Origin of the sequence: Xanthomonas sp. NCPPB 1068, assembly GCF_041479385.2 — a bacterium.
In the GTDB taxonomy this organism is placed as follows: Bacteria; Pseudomonadota; Gammaproteobacteria; order Xanthomonadales; family Xanthomonadaceae; genus Xanthomonas; species Xanthomonas cannabis.
The window spans coordinates 2,161,574-2,180,398 of record NZ_CM192986.1 but is presented as its reverse complement, the minus strand read 5'-3'; the positions used below and the strand labels follow the sequence as shown (position 1 = coordinate 2,180,398).

General features: G+C 65.8%; 13 protein-coding genes. 3 read left to right on the top strand and 10 right to left on the bottom strand.

The features are described from left to right. Positions 1-76: 76 nt before the first annotated feature. Together rpfB and rpfF are read left to right on the top strand one after the other, a co-directional pair. A complete protein-coding gene (gene rpfB / locus ACCQ12_RS09365; protein ID WP_039408135.1) occupies positions 77-1,759 on the top strand; it encodes a fatty acyl-CoA ligase RpfB in 1,683 nt (560 codons plus the stop codon). Between the two features lie 177 nt (positions 1,760-1,936). Further along, positions 1,937-2,806: a diffusible signal factor synthase RpfF gene (gene rpfF, locus ACCQ12_RS09360; protein ID WP_372383445.1), complete on the top strand. Its 870-nt coding sequence runs from the start codon at positions 1,937-1,939 to the stop codon at positions 2,804-2,806. A 12-nt stretch (positions 2,807-2,818) separates the two neighbouring features. Here the strand turns inward: rpfF and rpfC are convergent, their stop codons facing one another. From rpfC to ACCQ12_RS09330, 6 genes are all read right to left on the bottom strand, one after another. Next, positions 2,819-4,999 carry a sensor histidine kinase RpfC gene (gene rpfC, locus ACCQ12_RS09355; protein ID WP_372383444.1) on the bottom strand — a complete coding sequence of 727 codons (2,181 nt, stop codon included), beginning with the start codon at positions 4,997-4,999 and terminating at the stop codon, positions 2,819-2,821. 7 nt (positions 5,000-5,006) lie between these two features. Then, complete coding sequence (locus ACCQ12_RS09350; RefSeq protein ID WP_166745185.1) at positions 5,007-5,624, bottom strand: RpfH protein; 618 nt, start codon at positions 5,622-5,624, stop codon at positions 5,007-5,009. Between the two features lie 10 nt (positions 5,625-5,634). After that, entirely contained in the window at positions 5,635-6,771 is a 1,137-nt protein-coding gene (rpfG, locus tag ACCQ12_RS09345) for a cyclic di-GMP phosphodiesterase response regulator RpfG (RefSeq protein ID WP_047696230.1), read from the bottom strand. A 140-nt stretch (positions 6,772-6,911) separates the two neighbouring features. After that, positions 6,912-8,429 (bottom strand): lysine--tRNA ligase, encoded by a 1,518-nt coding sequence (gene lysS / locus ACCQ12_RS09340; protein ID WP_355608867.1) that lies wholly within the window; start codon positions 8,427-8,429, stop codon positions 6,912-6,914. Between the two features lie 212 nt (positions 8,430-8,641). Next, positions 8,642-9,767 (bottom strand): peptide chain release factor 2 gene (prfB, locus tag ACCQ12_RS09335; protein ID WP_104581439.1). Its coding sequence is split into 2 segments (ribosomal slippage): positions 8,642-9,691 and positions 9,693-9,767, totalling 1,125 coding nucleotides; the frame shifts between segments, so codons are not numbered across the junction. A 257-nt stretch (positions 9,768-10,024) separates the two neighbouring features. Continuing rightward, positions 10,025-10,975, bottom strand: a complete 951-nt coding sequence (locus ACCQ12_RS09330; RefSeq protein ID WP_179455284.1) for a LytTR family DNA-binding domain-containing protein — start codon at positions 10,973-10,975, stop codon at positions 10,025-10,027. A 161-nt stretch (positions 10,976-11,136) separates the two neighbouring features. Here ACCQ12_RS09330 and ACCQ12_RS09325 point away from each other — a divergent pair, with 161 nt between their 5' ends. Continuing rightward, complete coding sequence (locus ACCQ12_RS09325) at positions 11,137-12,348, top strand: acyltransferase family protein (RefSeq protein WP_372383443.1); 1,212 nt, start codon at positions 11,137-11,139, stop codon at positions 12,346-12,348. Positions 12,349-12,432: 84 nt separating this feature from the next. On the opposite strand, the gene recJ is transcribed toward ACCQ12_RS09325, so the two are convergent. Genes recJ through carB form a run of 4 tightly spaced genes read right to left on the bottom strand, consistent with a single transcriptional unit; the run spans position 12,433 to position 18,821 of the window. After that, positions 12,433-14,172, bottom strand: coding sequence for a single-stranded-DNA-specific exonuclease RecJ (gene recJ / locus ACCQ12_RS09320; RefSeq protein WP_372383442.1), 1,740 nt, complete (start codon positions 14,170-14,172; stop codon positions 12,433-12,435). Further along, positions 14,169-15,089: a phosphoglycerate mutase gene (locus ACCQ12_RS09315; protein WP_184442463.1), complete on the bottom strand. Its 921-nt coding sequence runs from the start codon at positions 15,087-15,089 to the stop codon at positions 14,169-14,171. Before ACCQ12_RS09315 ends, recJ begins: the two co-directional genes overlap by 4 nt. A gap of 16 nt (positions 15,090-15,105) precedes the next feature. Then, positions 15,106-15,570, bottom strand: a complete 465-nt coding sequence (gene greA, locus ACCQ12_RS09310; protein WP_184442499.1) for a transcription elongation factor GreA — start codon at positions 15,568-15,570, stop codon at positions 15,106-15,108. Between the two features lie 8 nt (positions 15,571-15,578). After that, entirely contained in the window at positions 15,579-18,821 is a 3,243-nt protein-coding gene (gene carB, locus ACCQ12_RS09305) for a carbamoyl-phosphate synthase large subunit (protein WP_372383441.1), read from the bottom strand. Positions 18,822-18,825: the final 4 nt, after the last annotated feature.

Here is an 18,825-nt window from a genome sequence, read left to right as displayed (position 1 = left end):
ATGACGGTATGCTGCCAGTTGTTGTCACGCCGTGGAACACACTGCGGCGCGTCGAGAACACCCTGGAGGGGGGCAGATGAATCAGGCACGTCCTTGGTTGCAAAGTTATCCGGCCGGCGTCGCCGCCGAGATCGATCTGGAGCAGTTCCGCACCGTCGCCGAGGTGTTTGCGACCTCGGTCAGCCGCTTTGCCGATCGTCCTGCGTATCACAGCTTCGGCAAGACCATCACCTACCGGCAGGCCGATCAGCTGGTCGACCAGTTTGCTGCCTATCTGCTGGGCGAGCTGCAGCTCAAGAAAGGCGACCGCGTCGCCCTGATGATGCCCAACTGCCTGCAGTACCCGATCGCCACCTTCGGCATCCTGCGTGCCGGCCTGACCGTGGTGAACGTCAATCCGCTCTACACACCGCGTGAGTTGAAGCATCAGCTGATCGACTCCGGTGCCAGCGTGCTGGTGGTCATCGACAACTTCGGCACCACCGTGCAGCAGGTCATCGCCGACACGCAGGTCAGGCAGGTGATCACCACCGGCCTGGGCGACATGCTTGGCTTTCCGAAGGGCGCGCTGGTCAACTTCGTCGTCAAGTACGTCAAGAAACTGGTGCCGGAGTACCGCATCAAGGGCGCGATCCGCTTCCGCGAGGCGCTGGCGCTGGGCCGCAAGCACAAGGTACCGACCCTGCAGATCGAGGCGGACGACATCGCGTTCCTGCAATACACCGGCGGCACCACCGGCGTGGCCAAGGGCGCGATGCTGACCCACCGCAACCTGGTGGCCAACATGCAGCAGGCGCACCAGTGGCTGGCCGGCACCGGCAAGATGGAGGAAGGCAACGAGGTGGTCATCACCGCGCTGCCGCTGTACCACATCTTCGCCTTGACGGCGAACGGCCTGGTCTTCATGAAGATCGGCGGCTGCAATCACCTGATCAGCAATCCGCGCGACATGCCCGGCTTCGTCAAGGAACTGAAGAAGACCCGCTTCACCGCCTTCACCGGCGTCAACACGCTGTTCAACGGACTGCTCAATACGCCCGGCTTCGATCAGGTCGATTTTTCCTCGCTCAAGATGACCCTGGGCGGCGGCATGGCCGTACAGCGCTCGGTGGCCGAACGTTGGAAGAAAGTGACCGGGCTGACCCTGGTCGAGGCCTATGGCCTGACCGAAACCTCGCCGGCCGCCTGCATCAACCCGATGGACCTGAAGGACTACAACGGCGCGATCGGCCTGCCGATTCCGTCCACCGATGCCTGCATCAAGGACGACGCCGGCGTGGCGCTGCCGGTCGGCGAGATCGGCGAGTTGTGCATCAAGGGTCCGCAGGTGATGAAGGGCTATTGGAAGAAGCCCGACGAAACCGCCAAGGTGATGGACGACGACGGCTGGCTGCACACCGGCGACATCGCGCGCATGGACGAACGTGGCTTTGTCTACATCGTCGACCGCAAGAAGGACATGATTCTGGTGTCCGGTTTCAACGTCTACCCGAACGAGATCGAAGACGTGATCGCCACCCTGCCCGGCGTGCTGGAAGTGGCAGCGGTCGGCGTGCCGGATGAAAAATCCGGCGAAATCGTCAAGGCCGTGATCGTGAAGAAGGACCCCGCCCTGACCGCCGAGGACGTGAAGGCGCATTGCCGTGCCAACCTGACCGGCTACAAGCAGCCCAGGGTGATCGAGTTCCGCAAGGAACTGCCGAAAACCAATGTCGGCAAGATCCTGCGCCGCGAACTGCGGGATGCGCCCAAGGCATAAGCCCGCAGCACCGTGATCGACCGGGGCGTTCAGCCTCCAGGCACGCCCGCAACGCCGCAAGGCCTTGCGGGCGTTCGCTTTTGCACGCATAGAATCGGATGTCGGCGCACGCTCAGGCGTTCACCCTTTTCTCCGTCCGCAAGGCAGCCGGCCGGACGGTCTTCACGGAGAATCACCATGTCTGCAGTTCAACCCTTCATTCGCACCAATATCGGCTCCACCCTCCGCATCATCGAAGAACCGCAGCGTGACGTGTACTGGATCCATATGCATGCCGACCTGGCCATCAACCCGGGGCGCGCCTGCTTTTCGACGCGCCTGGTCGACGACATCACCGGCTATCAGACCAACCTGGGCCAGCGCCTCACCACCGCCGGCGTCCTGGCGCCGCACGTGGTGCTGGCCTCGGACAGCGACGTATTCAATCTCGGCGGTGACCTGGCCCTGTTCTGCCAGCTGATTCGCGAAGGCGACCGCGCGCGCCTGCTCGACTACGCGCAGCGCTGCGTGCGCGGCGTGCATGCCTTCCACGTCGGCCTGGGCGCGCGTGCGCACACCATCGCACTTGTCCAGGGCAATGCGCTGGGCGGTGGCTTCGAAGCGGCGCTGAGCTGCCACACCATCATTGCCGAGGAAGGCGTGATGATGGGGCTGCCCGAAGTGCTGTTCGACCTGTTCCCGGGCATGGGCGCCTATTCCTTCATGTGCCAGCGCATCAGCGCGCAGCTGGCGCAGAAGATCATGCTCGAAGGCAATCTGTATTCGGCCGAGGAACTGCTCGGCATGGGGCTGGTGGACCGCGTGGTGCCGCGCGGCCAGGGTGTCGCCGCGGTGGAACAGGTCATCCGCGAGAGCAAGCGCACCCCGCACGCCTGGGCGGCGATGCAGCAGGTGCGCGAGATGACCACCGCCGTGCCGCTGGAGGAGATGATGCGCATCACCGAGATCTGGGTCGACACGGCGATGCAGCTCGGCGAGAAATCGCTGCGCACGATGGACCGCCTGGTGCGCGCGCAGTCGCGGCGCTCCGGGCTCGACGCGGGCTGATGCGGCGGCGGTCTATTCGCTACTACGGGGGGAGCACTCGTCGTCCTTGACGCCTCGCACGCGTGCGTCGAGTGCATCCTTGCCGGCCGTCAATTGCTCACGCAGCACGGACAGCCGCTGCCGCCATTCGGCCTGCAGCTGCCAATCGGCCATGCGCATCAGCTCGCCGCCGTTGGTGGCCACCTGCGCCAGACCCAGGTTGCTGGCAACGCCACGTAGCGCATGCGCGCTCTCGCGCAATTGCTCCCAGTCCGAGCGCGTGCCGTCGCGCTCGATCGCAGCCACGCAGTTTTGCGCATCGTCCAGGCATTGCCGTACGAACTGACGTTCGAATTCGTCGCCCATGCCCAATGCCGCCAGCTCGTCCAGCACGCTCGCATCCAGCACGCCTTCGAAACTGGTCGGCAACTGCACCGTGGTGGCCGGGCTCGCCAACGGACGCGTGCTGACCGCCAGATCGGCCAGGGTGTCGAGCAGTTTGGCCGCCACCACCGGCTTGGCCAGGAAGGCGCGTGCACCGGCCTGCTCGCAGCCGCGGATGGCTTCGGGCGTCACGTCGGCGCTGAGCACCACCACCGGCGTGTAGCGCATGCCGCCGGCCTGCATCACCCGCAGCTGCTTGAGCATGTCCAGGCCATTCATGCCCGGCATGTGCAGATCCACGATCACTGCGTCGAAGTCTTCATCGGCCATGGCATCGAGCACCTGCTCGGCGCCATTGACGCACAGCACCTTGTGCCCTGCCTTTTCCAGCAGGCGCTGCAGCACCATGCGGTTGGCTTCGTGGTCGTCGGCCACCAGCATGCGCATGCTGCGCACGCGCGCGCGGTGACGCAGGAACGGGTTGGAGAAGGCGATGACGTTGGAGGCCTCCAGCTCGTCAGACACCTCTTCCAGCGCACTGGCCGCCGCGCGGCTGGGGGCGGCCCTGGACGGCTCGCCGATCGCCAGCGGCAACTCGAACCAGAACACGCTACCGCTGGGCTTGTTCTCCCTGAACCCGATGCTGCCGCCCATCGCCTCCACCAGGCCCTTGGCGATCGTGGTGCCCAGCCCGGTGCCCTCGTACCGTCGCGACAATCCGACGTCGGCCTGCTCGAAGGCCTCGAACAGCCGCGGGCGCATGTCCAGCGGTACGCCAATGCCACTGTCTTCGACTTCGAAACGCAGCCGCACCGACTGCTCGGCACCGCGGGAGAGCCGCGTGACCCGCAGCAGCACGTGCCCGTATTCGGTGAACTTGACCGCATTGCCGACCAGGTTGAGCAGCACCTGGCGCAGATGGCCGGTATCGCCCTTGAGCAGGTCCGGCACGTCGGCGGCCACCTGCATGGCGTAGTCCAGCCCGCGCGTCCTGGCCTGCGGCTGCAGGATCATGCTGACCGAACCGATCAGCTCGCGCAGCGAGAAATCGCGCTGATCGATCCGGATCTTGCCGGCTTCGATCGCCGAAATGTCCAGTACCTCTTCCACCAGTGACAGCAGGCTGCGCGCCGATGCCTGGATGGTGTTGAGGCATTCCTTCTGCTCCGCGTCCAGTCGCGTGGTCGCTAGCACTTCGGTCATGCCCGACAACCCGTTGAGGGGGGTGCGGAACTCGTGGCTCATGTTGGCCAGGAAGCGGCTCTTGGCCTGGTTGGCATGGCGCGCCTCGCGCACGGCGCGGGTCATCGCACGCAGCAGCGAGTCGAAATACAGCGGCACTGCGATCAGGCCCAGCCACAGGCCCCAGCTGAGATACGGATTGGCCTTCCAGTACGGCGAGATCAGGATCGCACTGAGAAAGCACAGGCTGCCCATCGCGGTCGCCGCACGCAGATAGTTGCTGCCATAGCGCAGGCCATTACCGATGGTCACCCACATGCACACCGCGTACAGCGGCGAGGCCGGCTCGCCCTGGATCGCCATGATGGCGCCGGTGCAGGTGTAGTCCAGCAGCATGCCGATCAGGCGGCGCGTATGCGAGACCTGCGGTCGCAACAGGATGGCCACCATCAGGCCCAGCGACACCACCAGCTCGCCGACCAGGATCAGCCAGGTGGCCATCAAGGTATCGCCATGGGTGTGCTGATAGCGCCAGCCCAGGTACGAAATGAACAACGTGGTGATGATGATGCGGATCAGGTTTTGCGCGTGTTCCGTATCCGCCCGCCCGGATAGGCGTCGTTTCAACCATGGCAAGGGAGACGTCATAGGAGCCTCAGACGCGCGGTGGCGTCGCTGGTGTGGGAATCCGTTCGTGCGTCGCTGCCGCGTCGCCGATCCTGTGGGGCAACGGCGCAACGCACGCGTCCGCGCCCTCGTGTAGCAGACGCAACAATGACATGGGAATGATGACCAGCGCACCCAATAGCGCGATCGCCAGCTCCAGTTGTTGTTGCCAGTACACACTATTGGCAAGTGTCATACCGAAACTGAGCGCACCCATTGCGGTGGCCGTCTGCAGGGCATGGCTGCCGAAGCGCAGGCCATTGCCGATGGTGACCCATAGCAATACCACGGACAGGCAGGCCATCGGCGCGCCGAACCAGGTCATGGCCAGACCGATCAGGCCATAGTCGGCCAGCATGCCGAGCGTGCGGCGCAGATGCGAGCGCCGTGGCCTCACCACAATCCACGCGAAGATCAGCACCGCCCCGGCCTGCCCGACTGCGATCATGCCCAGCAGCAGCTGCAGTTGGTGCCGGGGTAACTGCCAGTGCGAGGCGAATGCCAGGGTGTAGGCCAGGATCAGCAGGATCATGACGATGCGCACCATCGCCTGACCATGCTCGCTGTCGGGACACCGCGCAAGCCGGTCCCGCAGCTGGCCGAGCACCGCCCTCACCTCACACCCCGGGTCGCGCCGATGCGGTGGAGAATTCCCCGCAAATCTGGTCAAGCTGTGCACGGCCGCGCAGCAACGCATCCACGCAGCGCGGATCGAACAGGCGGCCGCGCTGCGCGTACAGATAGGCCAGCGCGGCATCCATCGTCCACGCTTCCTTGTACGGGCGCGGCGACAGCAAGGCGTCGAACACGTCGGCCACCGCCACGATGCGCGCCTCCAGCGGAATCGCTTCGCCGACCAGTCCATCCGGATAGCCGGTGCCGTCGTAGCGCTCGTGGTGGCGCAGCGCGATCAGGGCGCCGACCTGGATGAAGCGGTTCTGGCTGCCGCTGAGCAGCTCGTAGCCGATCCGCGGGTGGCGCTTCATGATGCTCATCTCGTCGTCGGTGAGCTTGCCCGGCTTGAGCAGCACCGCATCGGGAATGGCGATCTTGCCCATGTCGTGCAGCGGCGCGGCCATCTCGATGATGCGCACTTCTTCTTCCGACAACCCCAGTTGCTCGGCGATCAGGCCGGCAACGTGCGACATGCGCTCCAGGAACGCGCTGGTGCCCGAATCGCGGTACTCGATGGCGCGCGCCAGCCGCGACAAGGTTTCGCGCTCGCGCTCCTCGACCTCGTTCATGCTGGCCAGCAGACGTTGCTCCAGCGACAGCGCGCGTTGCTTGACGCTTTCGCTCTGCTGGCGCAGCTGCAGCAGGTTGGAACACCGCGCGCGCAATTCGCGCGGGCGGATCGGCTTGACCAGGAAGTCGATCACACCGGCTTCCAGCGCTGCCTGGCGAATCGGCTCGTCGCCGACGATGGTGATCAGGATGATTGGAATGTCGCGATGACTGGGCAGCCGGCGCAGCCGCCGCGCGAACTCCAGACCATCCATGCCCGGCATGCGGTAGTCGAGCAGCAACAGGTCCACGCGCCCGGCCTCGCACCATGCCAACGCGTCGAGCGGGTCGCCGAAATCGTAGACCTTCAGTTCCGGCGCGATGTCCTCGATGACATGGCGCAGCATCGTCCGCGCAGACATCTGGTCATCGACAATGACGATGTTCAATCCCAGATCCGCCTTTTCCGCCCAGCTTCCCCATGTATCCGCCGACACGATGCCGTCCGGACTCCCTAAAACATCCTGCATAGCCGTTGCTCCTCTATCCCGAGAACGGAAAAGCGATGACGTCGACCCCTCTGTCGACTCCCCCGAACGTCACGGCGTTCGAGGCTCCGCCCTAGCATATGCAGTATCTGTGCCGTGAGCACGCGCTTGGCACAAAAAAGTCAGGCTTCCGGCCGCATGTACGGAAACAGCAGGACGTCACGGATCGAGGTGCTGCCGGTCAGCAGCATCACCAGACGGTCGATACCGATGCCCAGACCCCCGGTCGGCGCCATGCCGTACTCCAACGCACGGATGTAATCGGCGTCGAAATGCATGGCTTCGTCGTCGCCGCCGTCCTTGGCCTGCACCTGCGCCTGGAAGCGTGCGGCCTGGTCTTCGGGGTCATTGAGCTCGGAGAAGCCGTTGGCCAGCTCCTTGCCATTGATGAAGAGCTCGAAGCGATCGGTGTACCCCGGCTCGGTGTCGCTGGAACGCGCCAGCGGCGACACCTCGACCGGATGGTCGGTGATGAAGGTCGGCTGCACCAGGGTGTGTTCGACGGTGGCTTCGAAGATCTCCAGCAGCAGCTTGCCCCAGCCGTAGGACGGCTTGACCCGGATCTTCAGTCGCTCGCAGTGGCGCAGCAGCGCCTCGCGGTCGGTGCAGTCGGCGGCGCTGATCTCAGGGTTGTGGTGACGGACGGCCTCATCCATGCGCCAGCGCCGGAAAGCCGGCGCCAGATCGATGTCGGCGCCGTCCCAGCTCACCTGGGTGGTCCCCAGCACCGTCTGTGCGGTGTCGCGGATGACCTGCTCGGTCAGATCCATGATCTCGTGGTACGTGGCGTAGGCCTCGTAGAGCTCGAGCATGGTGAACTCGGGGTTGTGCCGGGTCGACACGCCTTCGTTGCGGAAATTGCGGTTGATCTCGTAGACGCGCTCCAGGCCACCGACCACCAGGCGCTTGAGGTACAGCTCCGGGGCCACGCGCAGGTACAGGTTCAGGTCCAGCGCGTTGTGGTGGGTGGTGAACGGCTTGGCCGTGGCGCCACCGGGGATGTAATGCATCATCGGCGTTTCCACTTCCAGGAAGCGGCGCGCGTCCAGCCACGCACGCATCGCGCGGATGATCTTGGAGCGCTTGATGAAGACCTCGCGCGCCTCGGGGGTCACGATCAGGTCGACGTAACGCTGGCGGTAGCGCTGCTCCACGTCCGACAGGCCGTGCCACTTGTCCGGCAGCGGGCGCAGCGACTTGGTCAGCAGGCGCAGCGCGCCGGCCTTGACCGACAGCTCGCCGGTCTTGGTGCGGGTGAGCCCCCCCTCCACTGCCACGATGTCGCCCACATCCCAGCCCTTGAAGGCGGTATAGGCATCGCCGAGCACATTGCCCTGCAGGAACAGCTGCACACGCCCGGATTCGTCCTGAATCTGCGCAAAGCTGGCCTTGCCCATGACCCGCTTGGCCATCAGGCGGCCGGCCATGCGCACCGTGCGCCCGCTGGCCTCCAGCGCCTCTGCGGTCCAGGTCTGCGCGTCGGCGAATTCGGCTTGCAGATCACCGGCGAAATGTTCGCGCACGAAGTCGTTCGGATACGCGATGCCCTGGCCGCGCAACGCGCCCAGTTTCGCGCGACGCTCGGCGATGAGGCTGTTCTCGTCGACGGGAAGTTGCGGCGCGGGGGTCTGTTCGGTCATGGCGGGAATCGGTCTGCGATAGGTCGGGCGCGTGCCCGGTGGGGAGTGAGGAGCCGGCAGCGCTGGCTCCTGTTTTTACAGTGCGACGATGACCGGCGGACGATCGACTGGATCGTCCGCCGTAGCGCGGGTGTCGTGCGACCCGGACATAGCGCACAGGCCGCCTCGTCATACCGCGCCGCCGGCAGCTTGATGCCGACGGCGTACCGCGATCAGGCATCCAGGCGTTTGGAACCCGCTGCCAGACCCGCCTTCAGGCTGGCCTCGACGAATTCGTCCAGATCGCCGTCCAGCACTTTCTGCGTGTCGCTACGCTCGATGCCGGTGCGCAGATCCTTGATGCGGCTCTGATCGAGCACGTAGTTGCGGATCTGGCTGCCCCAGCCGATGTCGGACTTGGTCGCTTCCAGCGCGTCGCGCTCGACATTGCGCTTCTGCACTTCCAGCTCGTACAGCTTGGCGGCCAGCATCTTCATCGCGTTGTCGCGGTTCTGGTGCTGGCTGCGGCCGGTCTGGCAGGCGACCACCGTATTGGTCGGGATGTGCGTGATACGCACGGCCGATTCGGTCTTGTTGACGTGCTGACCGCCGGCACCGGAGGAGCGATACACGTCGGTGCGCAGATCGGCCGGGTTGATGTCGATCTCGATATTGTCGTCCACCTCCGGCGATACGAATACCGAGGTGAAGCTGGTATGCCGGCGGTTGTCCGAATCGAACGGCGACTTGCGCACCAGCCGGTGCACGCCGATTTCGGTCTTGAGCCAGCCATAGGCGTACTCGCCTTCGATGCGCACGGTGGCCGACTTGATGCCCGCCACTTCACCGCCGGACACTTCCATCAGCTCGGTCTTCCAACCGCGCGACTCGGCCCAGCGCAGGTACATGCGCAGCAGGATTTCGGCCCAGTCCTGTGCCTCGGTGCCGCCAGCGCCGGCCTGGATATCGACGAAGGCGTTGGCGCCGTCCATCTGGCCGGAGAACATGCGCTGGAATTCCAGCTTTTCCACGTGCGCCTGGTACTTGTCCAGATCGGCGATCACCGCCACGGCGGTGTCTTCGTCCTGCTCGCTGTCGGCCAGCTCGAGCAGATCGCCGGCATCGGTCAGGCCGGCCAGCACGTCGGCGATGCCGATGACGGTCTTTTCCAGCATGGAGCGCTCACGTCCCAGGGCCTGGGCACGTTCGGCGTCGTTCCATACGTCGGGGCTTTCCAGCTCCCGGCTGACTTCCTCTAGACGCTCTTTCTTGGCGTCGTAGTCAAAGATACCCCCTGAGCGAGAGCACGCGATCGTTGAGATCGGTGATGCGCTGGCGGATCGGATTGGTTTCGATCATGACGGACTTCCGGCAAACAAGCTGGTTAGTTTAGCAAGCGGGCGGCGGCGGCGGAACGCGGAGGCGTCTGCCCGGCCATGCCGCGCAACGGGGACGGCGACGCGCACCTGCCCTCTCGCGCTCGCTCGACCAGTGCGATATCGCTAGCGTTGCGCGCCAGTGTCGCAACGGCTGCGACGCCCGGCCCGCGACGCCGGAACCGCTGCGCGACACGCCGTGCGTTCCCGGGCATCTTCCTGCCTAAACCAGATTGCCGGTCAGCGCACCGGCAGTGGCTCGGTCCTGGACCCGGCCGCAGCCTGCCCGGCGTGCGCGCGCAGCGTGACCAGATGGCTACGACTGCAGGGCAACACGGTGGCGTCGCGCAGGTGCACGCGCGCGTCGCCCGAATCGGCCGGCTCGATGGCCTGCACCTGCCCAAGATTGACCAGATAGCTGCGGTGGATGCGCACGAACACGGCCGGGTCCAGCCGGGCCTCGATCGCCGCCATGGTGCTGCGCAGAGGGTAGTCATGCCCGCGCACGCGCAGGTTGACGTAGTTGCCCGAGGCCTGGATCCATTCGATATCTGCGGTAGCCACCAAAAAATCCCGACCGAGCTTGCGCACCAGAAAGCGCTCCGGCCGGTCCAACGGCTCCACTGGCGGCCCCTCCTCCGGCGCGGCAAGCAGATGCGCCTCGCCCTGGCGGCGCCGCGCGTACCAGCTCAAGGTGTGCTGCAACGCCACCAGCAGGGCAAAGGTGCGCAGATCCTTGGACAGCTCGTACATCCACTGCAGCCCGCCCCCGAAGTCGTAATGGGTACCGGCCAGGGCGTAAATCAACTTACGCAACACCACCATGCCGGCCACATGCGCCAACCACCATCCCAGCGCAGCCGCCGCATACACCGGCAGGCGCCGCCGCCAGGCAGCGGCCTCCAGCGGCCATCGGGCACATAGAAAGAGTACTGCCGGCAACAGCAACAGCGCCGCGGTGGCGCTGCTCAACTCCCAGCTCAACACCTGCCACAGCACGATCGCCTCGCCATCGCGGCGCCCTGCCAGCCATGCGCTCAGCGTGTTGCCCAATGCACTCAGGTAGAACACCAGCAACCAGATCGTCACCGCCCAGCGCGTGGCGAAGTGACGCACTCCGTCCCTAGGTGTCGGCGGGCGTGGCCCGGTCGTTTCCATTGCACACGTCCGCAGTTGGCAGCTGGCGATCATAGAGGCCTGCGCGACGGGGCGAAACCGTCACCCCCGCCGCCCCCATTCGTCCCTGGGACGGCACAACTGGTCACTGCGCCGGGGCACTTCCACCCCTGACACCTATGCCCTTGCGAGCCGGCGGGCAGGATGCACCCACTTCTTCCGTTACCGACCGCACCATGACCGAGCGCCACCACGATATCGATGCCTTGCGCGTCTTCGCCTTCGCCCTGCTGATCCTCTATCACGTAGGCATGGCCTATGTGGCCGGCTGGGATTTCCACCTGAAGAGCGCCTACACCACCGACTGGCTGCAGCCGCCGATGATTGCGCTCAACCGCTGGCGGATGCCGCTGCTGTTCCTGATCTCGGGCATGGCGATTGGCCTGGCGCGGGCCGAGCGTGCGCCGTGGCAGTTCGCGTGGCGGCGCTGCGGGCGCTTGCTGCCGCCACTAGTGTTCGGCATGTTCGTCGTGGTGGCAGTGCAGGCCTACTGCCAGGGCGTGAGCAACGGCAAGGTGGTCCCCGGGTTCGGCAGCTTTCTGCTGCGCTATTGGCAGCTGCGGCCGTGGCCGGCCGGCAGCTTCGATGGCTGGGAGCACGGGATCACCTGGAACCACCTGTGGTACCTGGCCTATCTGCTGCCCTACACCCTGGTGTTGATGGCGATGATTGCGCTGGGCCGCGCCTTGCCCGTCACCCTGCCGCGCCTGCCCAGCTCCATTGCGGGCCCGGCCCTGCTGCTCGTCCCCATCCTCTGGGAAGCCTTCTGCGTGCTGTGGGTGATGCCGCGCCATCCGCCGACCCACGCATTGGTTGGCGACTGGTTCGTGCATGCCGAATCGTTTCCGCTGTTCGTGCTCGGGTATGTGCTGGCCCATCGCGCACGCTTCTGGGACTGGGTGGTGCAATTGCGCTGGCCGACCCTGATCGCGGCGCTGCTGGCGATCACGCTCGAGCTGGGCATCCGGCATCTGGGGCGTACGCTCGATCCTGCACAGCTGTCCGACATGCTGGCAACGGTACGCTGGGACGTGGTGGAACGACTGGCCCGTGCGGCCTATACCTGGCTGGCCCTGCTCACGCTGCTGGGCTGGGCAAGACAGCGTCTGAATCGCCCGTTTGCCTGGCTGCCGTACTGCACCCAGGCGGTGTTCCCCTGGTACATCCTGCATCAAAGCCTGATCATCCTGGCGCTGTACTGGCTGGCGCCGCTGCACTTGGGCCCCTGGCTGGAGCCGGCGCTGGTGCTGCTTGCCACCGTGGCGGGGTGCCTGCTGTTGCACGAATACCTGATCCGCCGCGTGCGCTGGCTGCGGCCGTTGTTCGGCATGGCGGCGCGAGAACCACAGGCCGCCACGCCTGCAACGACGCCTGCGTTGGTGGGGTGATGACTGGCAGCGATGCCCGCCACTGCGGCATGCCGCGCCCGTAGGAGGTTGCATTGCCAACGCCGCCCAGGCCCGGCGGCGCACTCACCCAGATAACGACGCCGGCTCGCAATGTTCGACGATCAACTGCACCGCCGTGCCGCCGCGGTAGTCGTCGCTGACCAGACGGTACGCCAGCCGCACCACGCGCGCGGGCTCGCTGCCGCGCCAGCCATTGAAGTGGATGGCGTTGAGCGGCTCGGGCCGGCCGGGGCAGCGCAAGGTCAGTTTGAGATGGCGCTCCTTGAGCACACGGTATTGCAATACTTCGAACCGACCATCGAACAAGGGCTCGGGAAAACCCTGCCCCCACGGCCCGGCCACGCGCAGCGCTTCGGCATGCACGTGATCGAGTTCGTGCGCGGCCAGTTCGCCGTCGCTGTGCAATTCGGCATGCAGCAGCGAGGCGTCCACCATCGCCTGCACCTGTGCTTGAAAGGCCTGTTCGAAGGTGGCCAATGCCGCGTGATCGATGCTCAGCCCGGCAGCCATCGCATGGCCACCGAACTTCTGGATCAGGCCAGGATGGCGCGCGTCCACCGCCGCCAGCACATCGCGGATGTGCAGGCCGGGGATCGACCGCGCCGAGCCACGTAGCTGGCTGCTGCCCGGCTCCGCTGGCGCCAGCGCGATCACCGGACGGTGCAGCCGGTCCTTGAGTTTGGAGGCGACCAGGCCGATCACGCCCGGGTGCCAGTCGGCATCGAACAGGCAGGCGGCCATCGGCAACGCACCATCGGCATCCAGCACCACCTTGGTGACGGCCTGCTCGGCGTCGTCGGTCATCAGCTGCTGCACCGCACGGCGCTCGGCATTGATTTCTTCCAGCGTGCCAGCAATCTCGCGCGCGCGGCCCCAGTCTTCGCTGAGCAGCAGCTCGATGCCCAGTGCCATGTCCTCGAGCCGACCGGCCGCATTGAGACGTGGCCCGAGCGCAAAGCCGATATCGCTGGCGCTCAGCCGCGCCACATCGCGGCCGCAGGCATCGATCAACGCTCGCAGGCCGATGCAGCCCTTGCCTTCGCGCAACCGACGCAGGCCGGCCGACACCAGGGCACGGTTGTTGGTGTCCAGCGGCACCAGGTCGGCCACCGTGCCGACGGCTACCAGATCCAGCAGTACCGACAGATCGGGTTCACTGCGGTCGGCAAATGCACCGCGTGCGCGCAGCGTGCTGCGCAAGGCCAGCAACACGTAGAAGATCACGCCGACCCCGGCCAGGGTCTTGCTGGGAAAGCTGTCTTCGGCCAGGTTGGGGTCGACGATCGCATCGGCTGGCGGCAACACCTCCCCCGGCAGATGGTGGTCGGTGACCAGCACCGTCCAGCCGCGCGCCTTGGCTGCGGCCACACCGGCATGGCAGGCGATGCCGTGATCGACGGTGACCAGCACATCCGGCTGCAGCGCGGCCAGTTCGTCGACCAAGGCCGGCGACAGGCCATAGCCATGCACCATGCGATTGGGCACGGCGTGGTGCACATCCAGCGCCCCGAGCATGCGCAAACCACGCACACCCACCGCGCAGGCGGTGGCGCCATCGCAATCGAAATCGCCCACCACCAGGATGCGCCGTTGCTGTGCAATCGCATCGGCCAACAGGTTGGCGGCCACATCGCTGTTGTGCAGCAGCTGCGGCGACAGCAGTTGCCCCAGGCGCGGCTGCGCGCCCTGCGCGTCGCGCACGCCGCGCGCGGCATAGAGACGGCGCAGCAGCGGCAGCATGGCATCGGGCCATTGCCCGGCCGGCCCCGCAGGCCGCCGGACGATCCGCGGGCTGGACGTCATTGCGCCAGCTGCAGGCGCGGCGTTCGCCAGAACCGCCAACGTTGCGTGCGTGCCAGCGACAGCGTTTCACCGTCCTGGAAATCCAGCACCAGCCGATCCAGCTCGCCGCGCGCCATTGCCGCCAATAGCGGTGCCACCGCTTCGTCGCCAAACTGCTGCAATGAGCGCAGATGGCGCAGATCCACCAGCGCATCCACGCGCTGTTCGCCCTGCGCATCGGCATCGGCGGCAAGCGCCAACGCACGCAGCAACGACTCGCGGCTGCGCACCTGACGATGCGGCGATGTCACTGCACGCGGCACCACACCGCCACCCCAGAACCACAGTGAATTGATCGCCGGCTTGCCGCTGGCCACGCGGCCCTCGTTCCAGGGATGCTGATGCAGCAGCACCTGCGCCTCCGTCAGCAAGGCACGCCAGCGCCGGCCTGCATCGCCTGCCGGCAGATGCTCGAACAGGTCGTCGCCGATTGCGACATCCGGCGGCACGAAATGCGGCAACGTCGCGTCCGGGGACAACCGCAGATACCAGCGCGACGGCGTGGGCGCGTCGAGCAGGAAACCGGCATCGCCGAACATCGGCTTGAGGAGCGGCAGCAACACCGCCACATCCTCGGCGGTGGGACCGAGCGCTTCGCCATAGCCCATCAGACGGGCGCCCTGCATGTCCGGCACCACATAGGCTGGGTCGGCACGTACCCAGGTGGCGCCGGCGGCATCGCCCGCATCCAGCTGGCGGGTCAACGCAGCCACCGGCCAATGCGCCGGGGTCAGGGTGAAATGGCGCTGCAGCTGCGCCACCTCACCACTTACGGCCTGCTGCTGGTCGGCGCGCGCCAAGGCACGCGCCACCAGCGCATTGCCCAGGGTTCCGGGCAGGCGGCGTTTTTCCGGCAGCAGCAGCGTGGCGGTGGTCATCGCGCGGTATTGCCGCTCAGTCCAGGTACGCGACGCTGACCACTTCGTACTCGCGCTGGCCGGCCGGCGCATCGATGGTGACCGAATCGCCCTCCAGCTTGCCGATCAGCGCACGCGCCAGCGGCGAGGAAATCGCGATCAGGCCCATCTTGATGTCCGCTTCCAGGTCGCCAACGATCTGGTAGCGCTTTTCTTCGTCGGTCTCGGTATCTGCCAGCGTCACCGTGGCGCCGAACACGATCTTGGTGCCGGCCGACAACTTGGTGATGTCGATGATCTCGGCATGCGAGAGCTCGCTTTCCAGCTGCTTGATGCGGCCTTCGATGAAGCTCTGCTGCTCGCGCGCAGCATGGTACTCGGCGTTTTCCTTCAAATCGCCGTGCGCACGCGCTTCGGCGATCGCGTTGATCACCTCCGGGCGCTTGACCGACTTCAACTGCTCCAGCTCTTCGCGCAGGCGCTGCGCGCCCTTCAACGTCATGGGTGCTCTCATGCTTCCAGCTCCTTGTGCAGTTCCTGCAGCGACCACACGGGGCCGGTGCCGCGGAATTCCAGCGATTGCACCAGCGCCTTGGCGCCGGCGACAGTGGTCGAATAGGTCACGCGATGCTGCAACGCTTCACGCCGGATCGAGAACGAATCGGAGATGGCAGCGCGACCTTCGGTGGTATTGACGATATAGACGATCTCGCCGTTCTTGATCGAATCGACGATATGCGGGCGGCCTTCGGCCACCTTGTTGACGATCTCGCAGCTCAGCCCGTTCTGCTGCAGCCACGCACCGGTGCCGCGCGTGGCCACCAGGGTGAAGCCACGCTCCACCAGCGCCTGTGCCACCGGCAACACGCGCTGCTTGTCGGGGTCGCGCACCGACACGAACGCCTTGCCCACCGGCGGCGCCTTGATGCCGCCGGCTTCCTGCGCACGAGCGAACGCGGCACTGAAGCTGCGGCCCACGCCCATCACCTCGCCGGTGGAGCGCATTTCCGGCCCGAGGATCGGGTCGACGCCCTGGAACTTGGCGAACGGGAAGATCGCCTCCTTCACCGAGTAGTAGTCCGGCACGATTTCCTTGGTGGCGCCCTGCTCGGCCAGCGTCTTGCCGGCCATGCAGCGGGCGGCGATCTTGGCCAGCGGCATGCCGATGGCCTTGGACACGAACGGTACGGTACGCGAGGCGCGCGGATTCACTTCGAGCAGATAGACGATGTCGTCGCCGGCATCGTTGACCTGCACCGCGAACTGGGTGTTCATCAGGCCGACCACGTTCAAGCCTTCGGCCAGCATCACCACCTGGCGACGCAGTTCGGCCTGGGTCTGCGGCGAGAGCGAATACGGCGGCAGCGAGCACGACGAATCGCCCGAATGCACGCCGGCCTCTTCGATATGCTCCATCACCCCGCCGATCAGCACGTTGCCGTCCTTGTCGGCAATGATGTCCACGTCCACTTCCACCGCGTTGTCCAGGAAGCGGTCCAGCAGCACCGGCGAGTCGTTGGAGACCTTCACTGCATCGCGCACATAGCGTGCCAGGTCGGATTCGCCGTAGACGATTTCCATCGCGCGGCCGCCCAGCACGTAGCTCGGGCGCACCACCAGCGGGTAGCCGATCTCGCGCGCCAGCACCAAGGCTTCGTCGGCGTTGCGGGCGATGCGGTTCGGCGGCTGCTTCAGGCCCAGCTTGTCGACCAGCTGCTGGAAACGCTCGCGGTCTTCGGCCAGGTCGATCGAATCTGGGCTGGTGCCGATCACCGGCACGCCATTGGCTTCCAGCGCACGCGCCAGCTTCAGCGGAGTCTGGCCGCCGTACTGCACGATCACACCCTTGGGCTGCTCCAGCTCGACGATTTCCAGCACGTCTTCCAGCGTCAGCGGCTCGAAGTACAGACGGTCGGAGGTGTCGTAGTCGGTGGAGACGGTTTCCGGATTGCAGTTGACCATGATGGTTTCAAAGCCATCATCGCGCAGCGCCAGCGCCGCATGCACGCAGCAATAGTCGAACTCGATGCCCTGGCCAATGCGATTCGGCCCGCCGCCCAGGATCATGATCTTGTCGCGACCGGTCGGCAGCGCTTCGCATTCGTCCTCGTAGGTCGAATACAGATATGCAGTGCTGGTGGCGAACTCGGCCGCGCACGAGTCAACGCGCTTGTACACCGGGCGCACCTTCAGCGCGCGGCGCAGCGTGCGCACCGATTCTTCGTTGCTGCCGATCAGCTCGGCCAGACGCGCATCGGAGAAACCGGCGCGCTTGAGCATGCGCAGACGCGCCGCATCCAGTGCCGGCATGCCGTCGTCGGCCAGCTGCTGTTCGTGGCTGATCAGTTCCTCGATCTGGTCCAGGAACCAGGGGTCGATGAACGACAGCGCGTACACCTCGTCCACCGTCATGCCGGCGCGGAATGCATCGGCGACATAGAACAGACGCTCCGGGCCCGGTGCCTTGAGCTCGCGCTTGAGCGCGGCGATGTCGTCTTCGCTGCTCAGATCCAGGCCGGTCGGGTCCAGCCCGATCTTGCCGGTTTCCAGGCCGCGCAAGGCCTTTTGCAGCGATTCCTGGAAGGTGCGGCCCATCGCCATCACCTCGCCCACCGACTTCATCTGCGTGGTCAGGCGTGCGTCGGCCTGCGGGAACTTCTCGAAAGCAAAACGCGGAATCTTGGTGACCACGTAATCGATCGACGGCTCGAACGAGGCCGGGGTCAGCCCACCGGTGATCTCGTTGCGCAATTCGTCCAGCGTATAGCCCACCGCCAGCTTGGCGGCGACCTTGGCGATCGGGAAGCCGGTGGCCTTGGAGGCCAGCGCCGAGGACCGCGACACGCGCGGGTTCATTTCGATGACGACAACGCGGCCATTGGTCGGGCTGATGCCGAACTGCACGTTGGAACCGCCGGTGTCCACGCCGATCTTGCGCAGCACCGCGATCGAGGCATCGCGCAGGCGCTGGTATTCCTTGTCGGTGAGCGTCTGCGCCGGCGCCACGGTGATCGAGTCGCCGGTGTGCACGCCCATTGGGTCGAGGTTTTCGATGGCACAGACGATGATGCAGTTGTCCGCGGTATCGCGCACCACTTCCATCTCGAATTCCTTCCAGCCCAGCACCGACTCTTCCACCAGCACTTCGGTGGTCGGCGAGAGTTCCAGGCCGCGACCGACGATCTCGATCAGCTCTTCGCGGTTGTAGGCGATGCCGCCGCCGCTGCCGCCCAGGGTGAAGCTGGGGCGGATGATGGTCGGGTAACCGACGCGGGTCTGGATATCCAGCGCTTCTTCCAGCGTGTGCGCCACTTCGGCCTTGGGACATTCAAGGCCGATCTCGCCCATCGCCACGCGGAACAGCTCGCGGTCTTCGGCCATGCGGATCGCTTCGCGCTTGGCGCCGATCAGCTCGACGTTGTACTTCTCCAGCACGCCGTGGTCGGCCAGATCCAGCGCGCAGTTCAGCGCGGTCTGCCCGCCCATGGTCGGCAGCAGGGCGTCGGGCTTTTCCTTGGCAATGATCTTCTCGACCGTCTGCCAGTTGATCGGCTCGATGTAGACGGCATCGGCCATGTTCGGGTCGGTCATGATGGTGGCCGGATTGCTGTTGACCAGCACCACCCGGTAGCCCTCGTCGCGCAGCGCCTTGCACGCCTGCGCGCCGGAGTAATCGAACTCGCAGGCCTGGCCGATGACGATCGGACCAGCGCCGATGATCAGGATGGTTTTTAGGTCGGTGCGCTTTGGCATGGGG

Bases quoted from the DNA above. Each gene is read 5' to 3' on its own strand.
- greA (WP_184442499.1), bottom strand. From the start codon at position 15,570: ATGACGTTGAAGGGCGCGCAGCGCCTGCGCGAAGAGCTGGAGCAGTTG.
- ACCQ12_RS09325 (WP_372383443.1), top strand. From the start codon at position 11,137: ATGACCGAGCGCCACCACGATATCGATGCCTTGCGCGTCTTCGCCTTC.
- ACCQ12_RS09330 (WP_179455284.1), bottom strand. From the start codon at position 10,975: ATGATCGCCAGCTGCCAACTGCGGACGTGTGCAATGGAAACGACCGGG.
- rpfF (WP_372383445.1), top strand. From the start codon at position 1,937: ATGTCTGCAGTTCAACCCTTCATTCGCACCAATATCGGCTCCACCCTC.
- rpfG (WP_047696230.1), bottom strand. From the start codon at position 6,771: ATGCAGGATGTTTTAGGGAGTCCGGACGGCATCGTGTCGGCGGATACA.
- carB (WP_372383441.1), bottom strand. From the start codon at position 18,821: ATGCCAAAGCGCACCGACCTAAAAACCATCCTGATCATCGGCGCTGGT.
- rpfB (WP_039408135.1), top strand. From the start codon at position 77: ATGAATCAGGCACGTCCTTGGTTGCAAAGTTATCCGGCCGGCGTCGCC.
- ACCQ12_RS09315 (WP_184442463.1), bottom strand. From the start codon at position 15,089: ATGACCACCGCCACGCTGCTGCTGCCGGAAAAACGCCGCCTGCCCGGA.
- rpfC (WP_372383444.1), bottom strand. From the start codon at position 4,999: ATGACGTCTCCCTTGCCATGGTTGAAACGACGCCTATCCGGGCGGGCG.
- recJ (WP_372383442.1), bottom strand. From the start codon at position 14,172: ATGACGTCCAGCCCGCGGATCGTCCGGCGGCCTGCGGGGCCGGCCGGG.
- lysS (WP_355608867.1), bottom strand. From the start codon at position 8,429: ATGACCGAACAGACCCCCGCGCCGCAACTTCCCGTCGACGAGAACAGC.